The organism is Brevibacillus brevis NBRC 100599 (assembly GCF_000010165.1).
GTDB classification, from domain to species: domain Bacteria; phylum Bacillota; class Bacilli; order Brevibacillales; family Brevibacillaceae; genus Brevibacillus; species Brevibacillus brevis_D.
In genome coordinates this window covers 5,511,024-5,528,344 of the sequence record NC_012491.1, presented here as the reverse complement: position 1 = coordinate 5,528,344, position 17,321 = coordinate 5,511,024, and the positions used below count along the sequence as shown (strand labels likewise).

At 42.9% G+C, this 17,321-nt stretch carries 15 protein-coding genes; 11 read left to right on the top strand and 4 right to left on the bottom strand.

The genetic code is table 11. The annotated features are described in order from the left end of the window. The first annotated feature begins 19 nt into the window (after positions 1–19). The 7 genes from BBR47_RS26100 to BBR47_RS26070 all read left to right on the top strand — a co-directional run bounded on the left by BBR47_RS26100 (position 20) and on the right by BBR47_RS26070 (position 6,088). Positions 20–586 (top strand): ferric reductase, encoded by a 567-nt coding sequence (locus tag BBR47_RS26100; protein WP_041749669.1) that lies wholly within the window; start codon positions 20–22, stop codon positions 584–586. Continuing rightward, positions 561–1,256 carry a response regulator transcription factor gene (locus BBR47_RS26095; RefSeq protein ID WP_015893446.1) on the top strand — a complete coding sequence of 232 codons (696 nt, stop codon included), beginning with the start codon at positions 561–563 and terminating at the stop codon, positions 1,254–1,256. Before BBR47_RS26100 ends, BBR47_RS26095 begins: the two co-directional genes overlap by 26 nt. Continuing rightward, positions 1,249–2,577: a sensor histidine kinase gene (locus BBR47_RS29845; protein ID WP_015893445.1), complete on the top strand. Its 1,329-nt coding sequence runs from the start codon at positions 1,249–1,251 to the stop codon at positions 2,575–2,577. The genes BBR47_RS26095 and BBR47_RS29845 overlap by 8 nt, the downstream gene beginning before the upstream one ends. Continuing rightward, on the top strand, positions 2,574–3,113 hold the full coding sequence (locus tag BBR47_RS26085; protein WP_041749668.1) for a hypothetical protein: 540 nt from the start codon (positions 2,574–2,576) through the stop codon (positions 3,111–3,113). Before BBR47_RS29845 ends, BBR47_RS26085 begins: the two co-directional genes overlap by 4 nt. A 164-nt stretch (positions 3,114–3,277) precedes the next feature. After that, positions 3,278–3,589 (top strand): hypothetical protein, encoded by a 312-nt coding sequence (locus BBR47_RS26080; protein WP_231850525.1) that lies wholly within the window; start codon positions 3,278–3,280, stop codon positions 3,587–3,589. A gap of 188 nt (positions 3,590–3,777) precedes the next feature. After that, positions 3,778–4,956: a hypothetical protein gene (locus tag BBR47_RS26075; RefSeq protein WP_041749667.1), complete on the top strand. Its 1,179-nt coding sequence runs from the start codon at positions 3,778–3,780 to the stop codon at positions 4,954–4,956. Positions 4,957–5,443: 487 nt separating this feature from the next. Then, positions 5,444–6,088 (top strand): hypothetical protein, encoded by a 645-nt coding sequence (locus tag BBR47_RS26070; RefSeq protein ID WP_015893443.1) that lies wholly within the window; start codon positions 5,444–5,446, stop codon positions 6,086–6,088. A 154-nt stretch (positions 6,089–6,242) separates the two neighbouring features. On the opposite strand, the gene BBR47_RS26065 is transcribed toward BBR47_RS26070, so the two are convergent. From BBR47_RS26065 to BBR47_RS26055, 3 genes are all read right to left on the bottom strand, one after another. Beyond that, positions 6,243–6,866 (bottom strand): DUF2306 domain-containing protein, encoded by a 624-nt coding sequence (locus BBR47_RS26065; RefSeq protein ID WP_015893442.1) that lies wholly within the window; start codon positions 6,864–6,866, stop codon positions 6,243–6,245. A 2-nt stretch (positions 6,867–6,868) separates the two neighbouring features. Then, a complete protein-coding gene (locus tag BBR47_RS31700) occupies positions 6,869–7,219 on the bottom strand; it encodes a DUF6220 domain-containing protein (RefSeq protein ID WP_269446221.1) in 351 nt (116 codons plus the stop codon). A 240-nt stretch (positions 7,220–7,459) separates the two neighbouring features. Continuing rightward, positions 7,460–9,010: a hypothetical protein gene (locus BBR47_RS26055; protein WP_015893441.1), complete on the bottom strand. Its 1,551-nt coding sequence runs from the start codon at positions 9,008–9,010 to the stop codon at positions 7,460–7,462. 626 nt (positions 9,011–9,636) lie between these two features. Here BBR47_RS26055 and brnQ point away from each other — a divergent pair. The 4 genes from brnQ (at position 9,637) to BBR47_RS26035 (ending at position 16,120) form a co-directional block, all read left to right on the top strand. Then, positions 9,637–10,983 carry a branched-chain amino acid transport system II carrier protein gene (brnQ, locus tag BBR47_RS26050; RefSeq protein ID WP_015893439.1) on the top strand — a complete coding sequence of 449 codons (1,347 nt, stop codon included), beginning with the start codon at positions 9,637–9,639 and terminating at the stop codon, positions 10,981–10,983. Between the two features lie 202 nt (positions 10,984–11,185). After that, positions 11,186–11,833 (top strand): 2OG-Fe(II) oxygenase, encoded by a 648-nt coding sequence (locus BBR47_RS26045; RefSeq protein WP_015893438.1) that lies wholly within the window; start codon positions 11,186–11,188, stop codon positions 11,831–11,833. A 166-nt stretch (positions 11,834–11,999) separates the two neighbouring features. Next, positions 12,000–13,592: a sensor domain-containing diguanylate cyclase gene (locus BBR47_RS26040; protein ID WP_015893437.1), complete on the top strand. Its 1,593-nt coding sequence runs from the start codon at positions 12,000–12,002 to the stop codon at positions 13,590–13,592. 206 nt (positions 13,593–13,798) lie between these two features. Continuing rightward, positions 13,799–16,120 (top strand): S9 family peptidase, encoded by a 2,322-nt coding sequence (locus BBR47_RS26035; protein ID WP_015893436.1) that lies wholly within the window; start codon positions 13,799–13,801, stop codon positions 16,118–16,120. A gap of 48 nt (positions 16,121–16,168) precedes the next feature. Here the strand turns inward: BBR47_RS26035 and BBR47_RS26030 are convergent, their stop codons facing one another. After that, positions 16,169–17,242, bottom strand: coding sequence for an RDD family protein (locus BBR47_RS26030; protein ID WP_041749665.1), 1,074 nt, complete (start codon positions 17,240–17,242; stop codon positions 16,169–16,171). Between the last annotated feature and the right edge of the window lie 79 nt (positions 17,243–17,321).

Here is a 17,321-nt window from a genome sequence, read left to right as displayed (position 1 = left end):
CGAAAGGAAAGCGAATGCTATGACCGAATGGGTTTTACACATGCCTACTTGGGAGCTGATCCGATTTTTCGGACTGCTGTCCTATTTCATGCTTTTTTCAGGAGTAAGCTTGGGAATTTGCTATAGCATGCCTGGATGGGCACCAAAAACAAAGGGGAAACTTTACAAACTACATTCAGCAGCCACTGTTTTGGGGATGTTTCTGGGAATTTTTCATGCGATGCTGCTTGTAATTGATACGTTCATGCCTTTTTCCTGGGCGGAATTGCTGTTGCCGTTTTCAGCGGAGCATTCACCGCTCATGAATGGACTGGGTACGATCGCTGCGTTTGGTATGATTGCCATTATTTTGACTACTGATCTGCGGAATAAGCTGAACAAGAAAGTATGGAGAGCGCTCCATCTGTGTTCCTATCCCACTTTTGTGATGGCTCTCATTCATGGGATGGGTGTTGGTTCGGATACGAATGTCGGATGGATATTTATTTCCTATGTTCTCACGTTTGCAATCTTGACGATTCTCTTGATCATCAGAGGCTTTTTAGGAGGGAAACGTAGCCTTGCACATTTTGCTGGTAGAAGATGACCCAAAGCTGGGACCCTTGATTCGATACAAATTAAGTCAGGAGTATCATACGGTGGAATGGGTAGCGGACCCGGAGCTTGTGATGGAGTATGTACAACAGACCTACTATGATCTGTACATTCTGGACTGGATGATGCAGAAAAAAAGCGGGTTGGAGCTGTGTGAGGAGATACGGGCAAGCAACGATCAGACTCCTATCCTGATGCTGACCGCCCGAGATGCAATTGATGATCGAGTGACTGGGCTAAACAGAGGGGCAGATGATTATTTAATCAAGCCGTTTGCCTTTGAAGAGCTGTTCGCTAGAATTCATGCATTGACTAGGCGGATACCGGTTTCCATGCACCAGGAACAGACCTGCGAATATGCGGGGATTACGCTGGATCGGCTGACTCACGAGGTCTATCGAGAGGGTCAATTACTCACTTTGACCAAAAAGGAGTTCCAGCTGTTGGATTTTTTCCTCAGACATACAGAAAAGGTGCTCACTCGCGATCAAATTGTTAATTATGTCTGGGGGCTGGATGCGACGATTACCCCCAATGCTGTGGATGCTGCGATCAAGCTATTACGCAAAAAAGTTGACGAAGGGTTTTCGCACAAGTTGATTCACAACGTCAGGGGTGTCGGCTATCGCCTGTATGTAGCGGGGGAGAACGAAAGTGTTTGAGTATACGAGGAAAAAACTGACGCTCATGTACAGCGGCATGCTTGCGTTGATCCTCCTGGTGGTGTTCTTCGGATCGTATTGGACACTCGCTGCTATTATTCATCGCAATGAGCAGACGCAGTTGGAATCGATCGCGGAAAAAACCATTCACGAATGGAAGGAGTCACAGACGAGAATGCTGCTCCCCAGACCACCTGGAGAAGGAGGCATCCCAGTCAAAGGAAGAATGGACTTTGACTTTTTGCAGCCTAATCAGCTATGCCTGATCGTATCGAAAGGGCAACAGATGCTAAAGCAAAATCCTGCCCATCACAGTTCTCTTTTGTCTGTTTTTCAACAGGCGATCATGCAACATCCACCAGAAGCAGGGGAAACGATGCGCATTCCCTTGACAGTAGATGGGGAGAAGAAAATTTTTATGGTCTATCGTCCTGTTTTCCCAAATGAGGATGTGCAGCTATACCTCGCGGAGGACGTATCCCGAATGGAGCAGCTGCTGCACGAAATGAGATGGGTGTTCTTCCTGATTGGCATCCTTTTGCTTGCACTGGCTGCCCTGATTGGATACTGGTTTTCAGGGCGTGCGATGATACCAATCAATCAGTCCTATAAAAGACAAAAAGACTTTACTACGGATGCTTCGCACGAATTGCGTACACCGCTAAGTGTCATTTTGTCTTCGGCGGAAATTTTGAAGGAAAAGAAAGAATCACTGCCTGCTTTTCACCAGTCCGTACTGCTGAGCATGGTAGATGAGATACACCGGATGCGCAGGCTGATTGATGATCTACTAACATTGGCCCGAAGTGATGTGGAGGCAAATCAAAAGCTTTCTTTTCAGCCTATCGCTCTTCAAAGGCTAATTGGGGAAGTGGCGGATCGGATGCAGATCAAGGCAGGTGCTAAAGAAGTAACGGTAATAAACAGAGCCGAGCTCGATTCCGTCTTTCTGATGGGACACAGTGATTCCATCCGACAGCTGTTCTACATTTTGCTCGACAACGCAGTGAAGTACAGTGAACAGGGGGGCAAGGTAGAAATAGAAGCGCTATTAGAAGGGACGAACAGAGTGGTTTGCTCTGTCCATGACTACGGAAACGGAATCCCTGAAGAAGATTTGCCTTATGTATTCGAGCGGTTCTATCGTGCAGACAAGGCGCGTTCCCGTAACGTCGAAGGGACAGGGCTGGGACTTGCCATTGCCAATCAAATTGTGAAAATGCACAAAGGGCAGATCAGTGTCAAAAGCTCTAAGGAACAAGGAACCCGATTCATTGTTGTACTTCCTGTGATTCAACCAAGAGGTGATATTCGACTATGACACATAGTAAGAAGCGACAATGGATACCAAATAAGAAGGAGCGGATTTTGGTATATATCGCCTTTGCGATTGCCATTGGCATTGTGGCGTGGAAGCTCTGGCAGCTATATCCGTATCCATCGCTCACTTTCCATACGAAAGCGTTCAAATTTATGTTTAAAGATGAAGGTTCTCTGGCCAGATTAGCTCTATTCGTGGTTCTCGCCCATTACGCTATCCTGTTTGTGCTTCAAAAAGGCCTGATTAATCGATGGAACGACGTGAAGAAATGGATGATTGTGGCTTCTCGTTTGGCGCGTAAATGCCATACGCCTTTTGCCTTAGTGGCACTCGCATTCATTTTCATCCATGTCGTGGGTGCATTTCTATATGGAATTGAGCTGAACTTTTCAAACGTGAGCGGTCTTCTGGCTCTTCTCGTATTGCTCCCTGTGCCAATCTCCGGAATACTGCGGTATCGGAAGCTGGACAAGAAGTGGCATTTGCGAACAGGACTCGCTTTTGCCTTTCTTTTTTTGCTGCATGCTTTTTTATAAAGAGGAGAGGGGAAAAGCGAAACTTTACGACTTATTTAGAATGTAACGAAACTCATTTCGCACCGCCTAAGAGCGGTGTTTTTTACGTTCACCCAATTTCTGGATGCCGACTCTTTCTCTTATGCTAAACTAAAAGAATACTCCCAAAACAAAGGAGCACCCTCATGTCTTCCACTCTACGTAACCTACTAACCATGCTCCTCCTCGGAGCCGCAGGTGGCTTAACGATCTTCTTCCTAGACATAGAACCTACCCCAATCGTATGGATTACCTTTTTCATAATCGCTTTCGTCCTTCTCATTGGCAAAGACCTGTACATTTTTAAATTCAGCACCAACATGACTACAGTTGAGCGCTACGTCAAACATTCAAAACAACCCTACTATCGTTTCTTGTACGCCTATCTACACGACAACGAAGCGGAAGCCGAGAAGGAACTAGCAAAAATCAGAATGATAACCAATATATTTGTTTGAACATTAAGTCTACAATATTTGACTAACAGAAATATATGTTTTGTTAGATAAGGTAGACTAAGTTATATAGGTCAAACTAATATTAAATGAGTTTGGAATTTAAAATCAAATATCCCTATATAAGGTAGATTCATGCACGAAAAAGATCAGGTACTGATAATAAGATTAGCTGTGGAGGTATAATTAATTTGAGAGAAACATTAATAAAAAAGGTTAAGACTCTAGGAATATTCTCAGTAATACTTATTCACAATACATGCAGGACTCTTTTAGGAGACGAAGAAGATGAAAACTCGTTATTAGATACTGTAATGAAGGCAGGTGATGGAATACGAATAATATCTGCTTCAATTGGAATAAAGGTAGAATTACGAGATTTTTTAGTTGGGGAATATCAGTTTGATTATAAGAAACCAATTACAACCTTAATTAGTTGTTGCATTTTTAATGACCCGATATCTTCCAAAATTAAAGATATACATGGATCGTTCATCGCTAATGTCTATACGATTACACAACATGTAGTACTTGCGAATATAGTTCTTCAATTTTTATTGAAAATAAGTGATTCACGAGAAGTTTCTGGGAAACGAAAAGATAAAATTAAATTAGAACGAGAAAATGCTGAGGAATTTATAAACCATTTTATTTTGTTGTTTATTGACCTAAAAGAGCAATTTAAAGTGAATTATCCAGACATGTACAATAACCTTGTGAATTTAGAACAGTATGTAGAACAAGATAAGGTTTCTAAGTTGCACTATAAAAATATCTATGGAGTACTGAATGGATTTATGGAAGGAGTTTACGTTGATCTATCTGAAATATATGAGAGACAAAAGAGAGCCCAATCCTTATTAGTAGAATTAAAGAGGTGTAAACCAGGAAAACAGGAATGGATGGATTACGAACGAATTGGGATTCAAATTTTAGAATTTTTATTTTTACCCCGTTTCAAAATTATTATAAAGCAATCAAGAACAGAGAATGGGGATACAAGAAGAGATGCGGTTATTTCTAATAACCAGACAATGGGATTTTGGGGTATGATAAATTCAGAATTCGATAGTAAGCATATCATATGTGAATTTAAGAACTATGCTACTAATGTTAATGGTGATCAGTTGAATCAACTTAGAATGTATCTATTAAAGCCTACTATAGGAAGATTTGGATTATTATTTTTACGAAACAAACCTACTAAAAGACTACTACAGGCAAGAAAAAGAATATATGAAGAGTCTAAAATACTTATACTAATTATTGATGATGAACTGGCAGAAAAAATGATAAATTATCGAGTATACACTGAGTATCCAGAGGAAATTTTAGAAGAATTAAAAAATGACTTTGAGTTATCATATTAGTATTGATTTGCCTAAGTACAATTGATTCCTATATATTGCTGAATTATTAAAAATTCGCTCTATAAGGGAGTCTTACCAGGTTTCTTACTAGTGTGTCACAGATCGAAAATGGAAATTGTTTAAATGATGGCACTCGGATTTGTGCTCATATATCGCTGGTTTTGGACGGGGGATTAATCCCCCGTCTCCACCAAATATATAAAGATGCCTTCTTATGAGGGTAGTTTTTTTCGTTTATGGGGGAAGGCTCGCTATACATTGAGGTGTAGGAAGAGATATTACAAGCTTTTGCTATCTTACAACAGAAAATATAATACGATGACTGTGGAAGCGAAAAACTGGTTAACGACTAGAATATACTACAGATTCACTAAGTAGAAACCCTATAAAATCCGCAAATGACCCTTGCCCTGATTTTTGGATGCATGTTCTTTCTCTTATGCTAGACTAAAAGAATACTTCCAAAAAGAAAAGGAGCACCACCCTCATGTCTTCCACTCTACGAAGCCTACTAACCATGCTCCTCCTCGGAGCCGCAGGTGGCTTAACGATCTTCTTCCTAGACATAGAACCTACCCCAATCGTATGGATCACCTTTTTCATAATCGCTTTCGTCCTTCTCATCGGCAAAGACCTGTACATTTTTAAATTCAGCACCAACATGAATACAGTTGAACGCTACGTCAAACATTCAAAACAACCTTACTATCGTTTTTTGTACGCCTATCTACACGACAACGAAGCGGAAGCCGAGAAGGAACTAGCAAAAATCACATCCGATAAGCTTCGCGCCTACATCACCATAGTGGTAGAACTCCATCGCGGCAACTACGATTTAGTAGAAAAAGCACTCGGAAAGATTGATTCAATCGAGCATCGACATTATTACTTCGCACATTTATCGCTACTAAAAAACAACCAAGATGCCTACAGCCAACACCGATCCGCGATCAAAAGCCGTATCTACCAGTTGTTACTCGATGCTGAAGTGGCCTATCATCAAGGAAACATGGCAGAAGCAGAACATTACGGCCAACGGGCTATTGCCGAATCCAAGGGCGTACAAAAGTATTTGCTGATCAAGACACTTGAAAAAACCAAACGTAGTCTGCATCGAAACTCGTATTTTTAGGTGACTTTCCTAATTCGATTTCTGATTCCTGGAGGGAAAGCCGTATCTGACGAATACCGATCTACAAGAAGGACTGTCCCGATTCAACCGATCGAGATAGTCCTTCTTTGCGCTAACAACCACTTCAACGCTCATGTGACGTAACGAAGCTAGCCTATTTCTTCAATATAACCCACTCCACAATAACAAAATTAAGAATGAGACCAGCCCAAATGTTTACATTCAATACCTCTCCAATAACGGTTTCCATACCATGCGGAAGAGAAAAACCGTGTAAAATAAAGTACAGAAGGAGTAATACTGGCACCAACAGACGCGCACTTACGGCAACTAATGTCATTCCAAAACTGCGAATCATCCATTTTCGGTGTTCCTCATATTGCCTGTTGATGGCGGTACGGTACCCTTTCCAGCAAGTGAATAGCCAAGCCAAGGATAAGATCAGGAAGCTTGTTGCCTTCATGAAATTTTCTGCATAAAAGATACTCGCTAAAGAGAGTAGTCCACTGATAAACACACTGTACACATAAACCCTTCCAAGAAAACGATGTATCCTTGGGTTCTTCAAGCGAATTCGGTCGACAAACTGGAAAAAACCAGTGAGAAGAGCAATGAAAGCAGACACGATATGAGCAACTAATAAAGGATATTGAAGAGAACCGGAAATAATCGTGATGCGACTGTTTGCAGGATCGAATGTTAAATAGGGAGCCATAAATGGAACGATAACCACTAGAGATACAAGAAATAACGCCCACCAAATTTTAGGGAGTTCCATGTCTATTTCCCCCCTAAATGATGAGCATGTTTTACGGTGGTAAGAGATCCCCAGAAGAGAAACAAGGCGATGACCGGGTGAAGCGCAGAGAGGATTCCTAAGTGAGAGGAGTAAATAACGGTAAGGAACTGCGCAACGATCATGAGGTATAATCCGAGACAAATCCACCGAAGATGAACGGGCAGCTTTCCAAGGAAAGTGAGAACCAACATGCCGACTGGAAGCAGTGCAAAATATTGAGCCAAGGTTCTATGCATTCCCCAATGTTCTCCGTTGACGAATAGCCCAAGACCTGCCAGTGATACCTGAACAATAATGAAAGCAAAAAACACCCATGCGAGGAAAAGAAACATGTACCTCACTATTTTCACACGAGGAGGGGGAAGGGGAATCTTCTCATTCATCTCAAGCATGTAAAAACCGCTCCCATCTGAATCATTTGTCTTACCCCCATCCTAAACGCAAGTTCAAAACAAACCCTAAACGATTTCTTAAAAAAGGATAAAATCTGAATGTCATCGTGGGATATGTATACATAAAAAAACAAAGACCAACATAGGAAATATCGCCGGTCTTTGACTCATAGTCAGCTATTAATTGGGCTCTAACACAAAGTAATAGGGTTTGGAAAGAAGATTGTGCAAGTGGTCGCGTACTTCCACGTTAGGCAATCGGTTTAATGCTTCGCTAATTTCTCGTTTCATGTCCGCGTACTGGCTCTCATGCTGCTCTGCTGGGCCCTCTTTTTGTTTCTCCTCGTGAATGACTCTAGCTAAACGATTTGCTATCTGAAACAGCTCTTGATTGGTCTCACCGTAACCAGGTTCATTCGCGTTTGCCAAATAACCGCGCATTTCTGCCAAGCGAGACAGGGTATCACGCCAGTTCCATACGTGAATATTCTTTTCCCTTGTTTGCGAGCATATCTCATCAAACGGATTTCTGGATAACAAATCCTCTAATGTCCCCCATGAATCTGGTCGCATAGATTCTTCGAGTTTTTGCATACAGTACGCATCAGGGGAGAGTAGCTCTACCACTTCACGAAACGCTGGGATCGAGTTTCGTCGATAGCTTTTGATTCCCCACAAGCTATGTACCTGCAATGCCGTAGCAAATGCCTTGCAGTGAGTATCGAGCTCTTCTAATCGTTCCTCATCTAGCTTATGACTAGCAAGAATCCTCGCTTTCACCTCATTATCAGGGATGTTTTCATTCGCTTCACCTAATTGCATGTTTCTTTTGATGTAAGTACGAACCGTGTCTTTTGGTATCGAATGATTCTCTTGAGCAGCAAGAATTCCAAAGCGATAAGAGATAAAATCCTCGAAACCTTTACTGCTTCCGAATCCATCATCGATGGCATGCAAATCTGGTTGGACTTCCATCATTTCAGCGAGCACCTGCTCCTCAAGTCCGTAAATGCAAGCCTCAATATGTGTCCAGTAGCTTCTACATTCGTCTTCGCTCCCTAGTACACGTTGATAGACGTCATGGAAGAAGAGGATATGAGCAATTTCGTGGAAGTAATTTTGAAAAGGAAACTTGATGTGCGTTCCCTCCAAATACGATCCTGCATTTTGATAGATCCGTCCATGCTCGGGTCGGAATAATGTGGGTAGCGTCGAATGTAAATCTAAGTATAATCCAATGCCTTCATTGTAACTATGTGCCCAAACAGCTAAGTAGGTTGGGCTTAACAACAAAGCGATGGAGTGATTGGTAATTTGAACAGGCAAGTTGAAATAGCTGCCGTTTATTTGAGGGTGTAAGCTCAACCAGGTCATCCCAACTGCTAGAGCCTGGTATAAAGGAAATTCACCATCCGCAGATGCTTCTCTACAATAACGTTGAAATTGAAGAATCGTGTTAACAATTTCATGGCTCTTAAAACCATAGCTACTCTCGAATCGCTCAAGTCCCTCAATGAAATCCTCTGGTGATACCGTTAAAAATACATTAATTCCATCCACCCAAAGATCGGAACCGATCTCTGACTCTAGCCATGTGTCTGGATCCTCGGCAAGTTCTCTCAACTGATGGTATCTTTCCAACAAAACCGCTTGGTTCATAATCTGCACCGTCCCGTCATGTTTGCTTACTGCCTGGAAAGCGAGAACCTTATGTAAAAAATTCAAGAGCACACGAGGTGCTCTTGAACGATCGATTACTTTTTACACGCAAGTGTCATAATTGGATGGAAAAGCAATTTCATTTCTTGAACGTTTTGATTGTTAGAAAGTTGTGCTTTCACTACCTTTTTCATGGGCAATCCCCTCCTTCCTAACGTTTTTCATTTATGGAAAACATGTATGCTTTTTGACTCTCTTACAAGCAAACATCAACAACTACGCGCCATTTCAATGCTTTCATTTCTTGCACTTGTTTGTTCTTGTTTACTGCTACTTTTACGACCTTTTTCATGTGTGGACACCTCCTTTCTAGAAGAATGGAATGAATAGGTTTTAATGTAATTATAAGGAAGATTGCTAATTGATTTCAAGTTAAGAAAAATAAATATTTTCTGAAATATTTTTAAAGTCCTTGATGCTTTGGTTTCTAGGGAAGGTACTTCCAGATGCGATATGGGGGTACTTATAGTAAACTGTAACAGGGATGTAAGTTTGAGAGCGGTACTTTGAAGTGTGATGTGTTTGAAAAGAATGTTTATTTGGAGTATAGTATCAGAATGAATAAATGAGGGTTGGGTAAGCAGTCATCTGAACGAACATTTATGATTGAGAGATAGAGAACAATTAGGAGGATTATTGTGTCACAGAAAGCGCCAGTTTCTTTTGTCGTTACGATCGGGTTCATGTTATTTGCTTTGTTTTTTGGAGCGGGTAATTTAATTTTTCCGCCAATGCTTGGGCAATTAGCCGGAACAAATGTATGGATAGCCAATGCAGGTTTTTTGGTTACAGGGGTTGGGTTGCCTTTACTAGCGATCACAGCCTTTGTTTTTTCGGGAGCAGACGACTTGCGCTCCTTGGCCAGTCGCGTGCACCCCGTATTCGGAATGGTATTCACGATTGTTTTGTATCTGGCAATCGGTCCGTTTTTTGCGATACCTAGATCCGGCAATGTATCGTTTGATATTGGGGTAAAGCCTTTTTTATCAGAACAGGCAGGTCCCGCACCCTTGATTCTGTTTACCATCCTGTTTTTTGCCATTGCGTGCTTCTTATCGCTCAATCCTATGAAAATTATCCATGTAGTCGGAAAAATCTTAACTCCGATTAAATTAACATTTATCGGAATTATTGCGATAACGGCTATTATCTATCCAATTGGAGCCCTTCAAGCCCCGCAAGCAGATTACACGTCCCATGTATTTTTCAAGGGCTTTCAAGAAGGGTATTTGACATTGGATGCGCTTGTAGCTTTTGTTTTTGGAATGATCATTGTGAATGCGATTAAAGAAAAAGGTATTACTGCCAAAAAACGAGTTTTGGCTACGTGCGCAAAAGCAACAATGATAGCCGGTTTACTCCTCGCCCTTTTTTATACCGCACTTTCCTTTATGGGTGCCTCTAGTGTAGAAAAGCTGGGCTACTTAGAAAATGGCGCTCAGGTTTTGGCGAAAGTCTCCAATTACTACTTTGGTTCTTACGGTGCCATTTTATTGGGATTAATGATTACAGTGGCGTGTTTGACGACAAGTGTAGGGCTTATTACAGCTTGCTCTACTTTTTTTCATTCGTTGTTTCCAAAGATCTCTTACAAAAAATTTGCGGTTATTTTGTCTGTTTTCAGTACACTCGTTGCTAATATTGGATTAACGCAACTCATTAAGGTCTCCGTTCCGGTCTTAATGACCATGTACCCGATTGCGATCTCGTTACTCTTCTTGACGTTTCTGCACAAAGCATTCAATGGCAGACCAGAAGTGTATCAAGGAAGTTTGTTTTTCACTTTTCTGATTAGTCTGTTTGATGGCTTGAAGGCTGCTGGAGTCGAAAATAGTTTTGTCTATCATTATTTTTCTCAGTACCTTCCACTGTATGACGTTGGTTTGGGCTGGCTGTTGCCTTCTATTATAGGTGGGGTATGCGGATACATGATCAGTGTATTCCGGAAGAATATGTACCACGTTCAAAAACAAAAGGAAGCATGAAAATAACCTTTCATATAGACACATGCCACTTAGAAGATGCTTTCAATAGGGCAAACCCGTCTCTTCACATATAGGAGACGGGTTTTGTTTATGATGAGGGCGTTAAAAAAATTGATTTTTCTAAAGTTTACTGATTGGTATTTACCCATTTTATGGTATTCTGTTTTTTGCGACGGATGTCATATATGTGGGGTGCATAGCGATGATAGGGCACACGACTGGGAAAGAACGGACGATATTTGATCAGACTGGAAATAGGATCAAGACAGAAGATCGAGAGATTCGAATTCTTGCCAAGTATGAGGAACCGCTGGTTGTCGTGTTAGGAAATGTGCTTAGCGATAGCGAATGCGATGAGCTAATTGAACATTCCAGAGAACGATTGCAACGCTCAAAAATAGGCGAAGATCGTTCAGTCAATTCTATTCGAACGAGCAGCGGGGTGTTCTGCGAGCAGACGGAGACAATTACAAGGATCGAGAAGCGAATCTCTCAAATCATGAACATTCCGATTGAGCATGGAGATGGCTTACAAGTTCTACGATATACTCCTGGCCAAGAATATAAACCTCATTATGATTTCTTTGCAGAAACGAGTCGCGCAAGTACGAACAATCGCATTAGTACGCTCGTGATGTATTTGAATGATGTGGAACAAGGCGGAGAAACAGTGTTCCCTTTGCTTCATTTATCTGTTTTTCCCACTAAAGGCATGGCTGTCTACTTTGAATATTTTTATAGAAATCAAGAAGTAAACGAGTTCACTTTGCATGCAGGTGCACAAGTGATCCATGGAGAAAAGTGGGTTGCAACGATGTGGATGAGAAGACAAAGCTTTCGGGTCTCCTAGATGATATATGCGGAAACTACCACCTGACAAAGGTGGCCTTTTTATGTCCCCAAGCCAAGGTCGGCTACTTGAACTTTCTTGTATACTTGAAATGAATATTATCGAGTGTTAGACTATTTTTTATTTATGGCATAATAGCTATATGCCAAATACAAGGGGGCATCCAATGCCTGTCTTACAAAAAAGAGCAAGCCGCCCGAAAAGGATTAGCCTGGTGACACTTTTAACAGGACTAGTCTCTTTATCCGTTATCCTGACTGTCACCATCCTACTTCTCTCATTCTATCAATCCAAAAAACAGGCACTAATTAACACGACGCTGACCTTAAATCACACGAGTGCAATCAAAATGAGTCATACCCTAGACGCCTTGATTAAATCCATGCGCAGTAGCTTACAGTATTCGGCGAGCATCTTTTCCAATCGGAACGAGATGACTGCGGATGATGTATATTCCAAGCTTGAGTTGATCCGTCGTACAAACAACTATTTTAATTCGGTTACCGTGGTAGATGAAACGGGACGTGTTCAAAGTGTGTCTCCCGGATCTATTGGTACAGTAGGAAGCTATGTTAAAACGGAAACGGCGAAAATGGCATTAGCTTTAAAAAAGCCATACATTTCCAAACCTTACGTAACATCAAGTACGAAGCGACTCATTGTATTGATGAGCGAACCCATATTTGATAAAGACGGGATTTACCGGGGGGTTATCGGGGGAACGATTTATCTTCATGAAGATAACATTTTGAATACGATCTTTGGAAGTAATCCAACAGATGAACTAGGTTCCTCTTTTTACATCGTAGGTTCTGATGGTCATTTGTTGTTCCACCGTGATCCAAACCGGATCGGAGAGGATATCAGTGCCAATCCAGCCGTACGCAAGCTGATCCAAGGGAAAAATGGCTATGAACAGATGGTCAACTTGAGGGGACAGACAGTATTAGCTGCGTACGTAAAGGTTCCAGAGAATGACTGGGGTGTCGTTGTCGTGTCCCCTATCAGTGTTGTTCAAGAACAAGTAAATCGTGATATTCAATCCGTTTTGTTGTATATGTTGCCTTCCTTTTTATTATTAATGCTCGTTGTGATCGTGCTTGCGCGCAAAATAGCCAAACCCTTCGTATCTTTGGCCAATCTTGTGAGTAAGGCCGGGAGACAAGAGGTGGAACTCTCTGAGGGTAGCCAGCATTGGAATCGAGAGGCTGAGCTGTTATCTCGTGCTATTCGCTTTGCCTTAACCAATATCAAAAAGAAGACGGAGCAATTGACCCACGATGCTCGAACAGATCCATTGACAGGGCTAACGAACCGAAGAACACTCGAGGAAACCATGCAAAAATGGATGGCGGAGCAAATCCCCTTTTCTATTATGATGATGGACCTTGATCGATTTAAAGCCATTAATGACACATATGGCCATCAGGCTGGAGATGAGGTGTTGAGGCATTTTGCGAAAATCATTTCTTCCTCCCTTCGGCCTGAGGATGTCAGCTGTCGCTTTGGCGGTGAGGAATTTGTTGTCCTCGTTTCTCATACTGGTTTGGAGGAGGCCTATCAGGTAGCCGAACGAATACGTCGTGCCTTGGAAACACGGACAAACCCAATCGGGCAGCGACTAACCGTATCACAAGGCATTGCGCACTATCCTTCTCATGCTGTTTCTCCTGAAGGTCTGCTGCATGTAGCTGACGAGGCCATGTACAAGGCGAAGAGAGCGGGTAGGAACCAAACCATGATTGCGGAAGAGGAATAAAATCTATGTTAGGAGCGAAGAGGCGAGAGATCGCCTCTTTCTTCATTTGAAAAAATTCACGTGTCAGGTGCTAAAATAGTAAATTTGGAGATATATTATCGCGCTCTTTACGTATGTATGTAACAAATGGATAATTAAGGAAATTTGTCGTTCGAAAATGTGAAGCACATGATTCTTGTATCTCACTTTGAAAGAGGGGGATTGGCATGGAGAATGTTGTCACATGGGAACAGTATGAGAGGGCACAACGCTTGCATCCCGCCAATTATTACGATGCAATATTCAATGCTTTTGTCAGGCCAAACTGGATCAGTGGGAATCAGTTCTGGTACATCCGTGAACTACGTCTGGAAAAGGGGACTGGCAGGCAATATGTGATCGTGGATGCTGAACAGAATACGAGTCAGCCAGCATTCGATCACGAACGATTAGCTGTCTGTTTGTCATGTCATGCAGGTAAAACGTATAGCGCAGAAACGTTGCCACTTGGGGAACTTATGTTTACTGAGAGTGGATCGGCATTCCAGTTTGAGATGGACGGTACGGTTTGGAAGTGTGATTTACAGGAATACAGCTGCAAGCCCATCGATCATTTTAAAAAGCCGACGATGGATGAACTGCCGTCTCCAGATGGAAAATGGGTGGCGTTCATATATGATCACAACTTGTATGTTCGATCACTCGAAACCGGAAGGCGTATCAGGCTTACCTATGACGGCAAGGCTTACTATGATTACGGAACCCAACCTGAATGTAGGCTCTCGACCGTAGCGGAGCGATTGAATGGCAGTAAGCTTCCTCCAGTGGTGATATGGTCACCCGATTCCAAGATGCTGCTGACCCATAGGCTTGACCAAAGAAAGGTGCGCGAGATGCATCTGATCCAATCTGTACCAAAAGGGGAAGGGGTCAGACCGGTACTGCACTCGTACCGTTATCCAATAGTTGGCGATGAACACGTACCATTGGCAGAGCTAGTAATCTGTAATCTGGAAACTCGAACCATAGTCCGAATTGAAAGCGAGCCATTACAGGCATGCCCAGTCTCACCCCTCACTCCGGGGATGCAAATGGCCGGATGGTCATCCGACAGTAAACAGATCTATATCACCCGGATGTCCCGTGATGCCCGTTCGGTCGATTTTTCCGTAGCGGATGCTTGCACTGGTGAGGTTTGCACGCTACTGCGGGAACAAAGCGATACGTTTTTGAACCAAGACCTGCATAATCTCGGAGCGTCTAATCCGAATATTCGATTATTGGCCGATGGCTCGTTCATCTGGCATTCAGAGCGTGATGGATGGAGCCACCTCTACCATTGCGATGGCAAAACGGGAGCGATTCGCAATCCGATCACATCGGGCCCCTGGACGGTACGTAGGCTGATGGCAGTGGACGAGCAGCAGGGATGGGTGTACATCACTGGAGGTGGGCTTGAGGAAGGACGCGATCCTTATTATCAACACCTGTACCGCGTTCGTCTGGATGGAACCGGTTTGTCGTTGTTAACACCTGAAGATGCAGAGCATGATATTGTGTTTTCTCCCACTATGAAGTATTTCGTCGATACGTTTTCGCGAGTTGATTTACCGCCAGTAACTGTTCTCCGCTCGGTAGATGGTAGCCTCATTCGAGAATTGGAGTACGCAGATGTGGAAATGCTGCTCGAGATGGGGTACCAATTTCCAGAAAGGATTACCGTCAAAGCACGAGACGGCGTGACCGATCTTTATGGGGTGATGCTGCGTCCATTCCCGTTTGATTCTTCCCGCAAGTATCCGGTTGTCGATTACATTTACGGGGGACCACAGATCATCAACACACCGAAAGCTTTCGCACTCGATCCAGGCCGAAACCATGACCCGCTGGGTGGTGGACAGTCATTAGCGCAGCTGGGCTTTATCGTATTGATCCTGGATGGAATGGGAACACCTTATCGTTCGAAAGCGTTCCATGACGTCTCAGACAGAAAGTTGGAGGAAGCAGGAGGCTTGCTTGACCATATGACAGCGGTAAGGCAATTGGCTGAGCGCTACCCGTATGTGGATATTGACCGGGTAGGCATCTGGGGCTCGTCAGGGGGAGGCTACGCTTCGACAAGGGCCATTCTCTCATTTCCTGACTGTTACAAGGTTGCTGTTTCCGCGTGTGGAAATCATGATCAACGGCTGTATATAGCAGCATGGGCAGAACGCTATCAAGGATTGTATGATCCGGTATTGTACAGAGATCAAGACAATGCTCGTCTGGCAGCGAATCTGAAAGGAAAGCTCTTGCTGGTGAGTGGCGATATGGATGATAATGTGCATCCTTCCCAAACGATTCGGATGGCGGATGCATTGGTTAAAGCGGATAAAGACTTTGACATGCTGATATTGCCCAACCGACATCACGGATTTTCTATGGAGCCGTACTTTATCCGCAGAAAATGGGATTATTTTATACGGCACTTGATGAGAGCCGAACCTCCATGGGGAAATCAAATAGCCAACAAAAAGGCCAGTGATAGAGAACCGATAGAGAAGTAGTGCAAGAGGAAGAAGCCACCTGATGAAGGTGGCTTCTGTGTTCTGTCACTATTTTACCTCGCGAAAACTTGCGCTGACCTTTTGCAGTTCTTGCTTGAGGGATGCAAATCTTTTTTCTTCTGTCCAAGCCATGATTTGATGAAAATGTGTAGGCGTTTCGACTAATGTCACAATATAAGCGACCTTAATGCCGTCTACTTCGCCTTTGGCATTGAATTGGATGGCCACCTGGTTGTCGACTACAGTACGAATCTGTTTATCAATGGATACATTATCTACTCCCTCTTGAAGGTTTGCTTCAATGACTTGGGCATATTCTTGAAGCGTCAATGAACTGTCTACATCCTGTTTCGATTCTGACAGTACCAATAAATACTTTTCGCGACTACGATTGGAGATTCCTATATCAGCTTCATCGTGAAGGGATGAATCCTTGCTCCAATCCGAAGGGGCCGATATTTGAAACTGTTTATCCTTGCTATAGAAAATTTCTTCGGTAGGCGTTCTTGATGCGATATCGATCATTCCAAAAATCATACCAATGATGGATAAAACGGCTACGATGGAAAAGACAATAGCGAGTACGGTGGTTTGCTTTTTGCTGACGTTGTTCAGATCCTTCACTTTCACGACGTATGTATTCGCTGCCAGGTCGCCTAACCGTTGCTTTTTGTCGGAAGCCAACACACTGATACCGGCTGGCAATCCGCCTAGAAGAAATACGTTTGTTTCGAATAGACGAATGAGGGAACGGATAAATGATTTCCATAACCCCGGTGGTCGTCCTTCTGCATTAACAGCAATGATGCGGAAAGTAAATTTTCCGATCGTATATCCGGTAAGTCCTTCTAACAGTACATAATAGGAACATAGGATAATTGCGGCTAAGATGAAAAAATAGAGACTGTAGACGTCTTTGGTGATGGAAACCCCAAACGAGAGAAAGCCGGTTAGAAAACAAGCGAGAAGAATATAATCAAGAACATGGGCTCCCCATCTCGTAAAAAAAATCGTCGCCCTGTCGTACGATTTCGATAAATCTCCCATGTTTTTGGGTGGTTCCTGCTGGGCAAGCGGAGAAAACTCTGTCGGTACCGATGATGATGGTGGTTGTTGCTCCAATTTTGTGCACCTCCTGAAGAAATGTAAACATATTACATTTAACCATTTTGAAAATTGTATTGTCAATTGTAGACGATTA

Bases quoted from the DNA above. Each gene is read 5' to 3' on its own strand.
- BBR47_RS26080 (WP_231850525.1), top strand. From the start codon at position 3,278: ATGTCTTCCACTCTACGTAACCTACTAACCATGCTCCTCCTCGGAGCC.
- BBR47_RS26085 (WP_041749668.1), top strand. From the start codon at position 2,574: ATGACACATAGTAAGAAGCGACAATGGATACCAAATAAGAAGGAGCGG.
- BBR47_RS26065 (WP_015893442.1), bottom strand. From the start codon at position 6,866: ATGGAACTCCCTAAAATTTGGTGGGCGTTATTTCTTGTATCTCTAGTG.
- BBR47_RS31700 (WP_269446221.1), bottom strand. From the start codon at position 7,219: ATGTTTCTTTTCCTCGCATGGGTGTTTTTTGCTTTCATTATTGTTCAG.
- BBR47_RS26045 (WP_015893438.1), top strand. From the start codon at position 11,186: ATGATAGGGCACACGACTGGGAAAGAACGGACGATATTTGATCAGACT.
- BBR47_RS26035 (WP_015893436.1), top strand. From the start codon at position 13,799: ATGGAGAATGTTGTCACATGGGAACAGTATGAGAGGGCACAACGCTTG.
- BBR47_RS26100 (WP_041749669.1), top strand. From the start codon at position 20: ATGACCGAATGGGTTTTACACATGCCTACTTGGGAGCTGATCCGATTT.
- BBR47_RS26040 (WP_015893437.1), top strand. From the start codon at position 12,000: ATGCCTGTCTTACAAAAAAGAGCAAGCCGCCCGAAAAGGATTAGCCTG.
- BBR47_RS26070 (WP_015893443.1), top strand. From the start codon at position 5,444: ATGTCTTCCACTCTACGAAGCCTACTAACCATGCTCCTCCTCGGAGCC.